Raw genomic sequence first — 1,622 nt, forward strand, 5'->3', positions numbered from 1 at the left:
ATTAGACGCCATGATGGCGGGATCAGCAAACAACAGGCAACATGCCTGGTGCCACGCGAAAGGCACTGACCCACACCATCATGACTACTTATTCTTTGCACACCCCCATCCCTTGTCACGCAGCGATCTGCAAGGCCCTCAATCTTGCCGGCCAGGAACGCCGTGTCACCTTGGGCCTGGACCTGGAGCTAAACACTCCTGCCGGCACCCTGATCGTCGCTGGAGGTCAACCGCTCAATCTGGGCAAGCACCCTCGCAGCCTCTGGGTTGAACTGGTTGGCTGGCTCATCAAGCAAGGCTGTGAAGTCCATTGCGTCCAGGAGGCTTGCGGCTTCGGCTGGGAGTTCCACCGCGAGTTGGAAGGTGCCGGAGCCAGCAGCATGGTGGTTGCTCCCCAGGAGCTCAGCGGCAAACGCAAGACCGACAAACGCGATGCCCGCATGCTGGCCTCCCTGCTGTGGGACTACGTGAGCCGGGGCAACCGAGCCTGCCTGCGTCCGGTCAGGATCCCCACGGTGGAAGTTCAACAGCAACGAGGGAGTCACCGCCGCCGGGAGCAGGTGGTCAAGCTGCGTGGTCAGATTGCATCCCAGGGACGCAGCCTGCTGTGGGACCATGGCTGGTTGAGGGATCTCGACAGCTGGTGGGCACCCAAGAACTGGGAGCAGCTCAGAGCCGATCTGCTCGCCGCCGGCCGCACGTGGCTGGTGGGCATGATTGAGCCCATGCAGAGACTGTGCCTGCAATTAAACGGTTATAGCGAGGAGCTCAAAAAGAAGGCCATCAGTGAAGTCAAGCCGCCGAAGTCTGCCACCAGGAAGTCCGAACCAGGCTTGCCCTTGAATGCGGCCCATCCTCCCACAGCGTCGGAGGAGGCCCCAGCAGCCAAGGTTCGACCCAAAGGATTGGGCGAACTCAGCTATGCCATCATCGCTGCAGAAGTGGGTGACTGGAACCGGTTCAAGAACCGGGGTCAGCCCGGCTCGTTCATCGGCTGCTGCCCCAGTGAGTACAGCAGCGGAGAAAAGCAAAAGATGGGGGAGATTGACCGGATGGGCAGCTCGCGGATTCGCACGACGCTGGTGGAAGCGGCGTGGAGGATCTGCAGGCTAAATCCGAACTGGAGGGGGGTGAGGAAATATCCCGAGGAACTGGGGCCGCAACGCACGGTCCGTGGAGCCAGGAAGCGCAAGGCGATCGTAGCCTGTGCGCGGATGCTCATGATCGATCTTTGGAGATTGCACGTAGGGACGGCAACGTTGAAAGGCCTGGGCTTGGAGCCAGCCACCACCTGAGGGCCGCCTTGCACAAACACTTTCAGTCGGCGAATCTGATCGACCTCCGGCTTGGCCGCCGCAAGGCTTAGCCCGCAAAATTAGAATGATCGATTCCTGACTGATCCTTGTAGCCCGCAAGGGCGCGATGCACGGCCCTGAGGGCCTGTGCGGATAGGAGCATGAGAGCAGGAGTAAAGCTGCTCAACAGCGCGTGTCGAAGACCGAGCTGCATCAAGGATCAGACGACAGAAAGAATCACAACGAACCCTCCACCCTCAAAGAGCAGCAACGCCGAAGAAAACCGCAAGTCACCTCACAAACCAATTGACCCGCCTCATAGGAGCC

The 1,622-nt window shown here is 60.2% G+C and carries 1 protein-coding gene; it reads left to right on the forward strand.

The annotated features are described in order from the left end of the window. Positions 1-80 precede the first annotated feature (80 nt). Positions 81-1,295: an IS110 family transposase gene (locus tag BV106_RS36755; protein WP_081892579.1), complete on the forward strand. Its 1,215-nt coding sequence runs from the start codon at positions 81-83 to the stop codon at positions 1,293-1,295. Positions 1,296-1,622 lie beyond the last annotated feature (327 nt).

Source organism: Verrucomicrobium sp. BvORR106, assembly GCF_000739655.1.
Lineage (GTDB): Bacteria > Verrucomicrobiota > Verrucomicrobiia > Verrucomicrobiales > Verrucomicrobiaceae > Verrucomicrobium.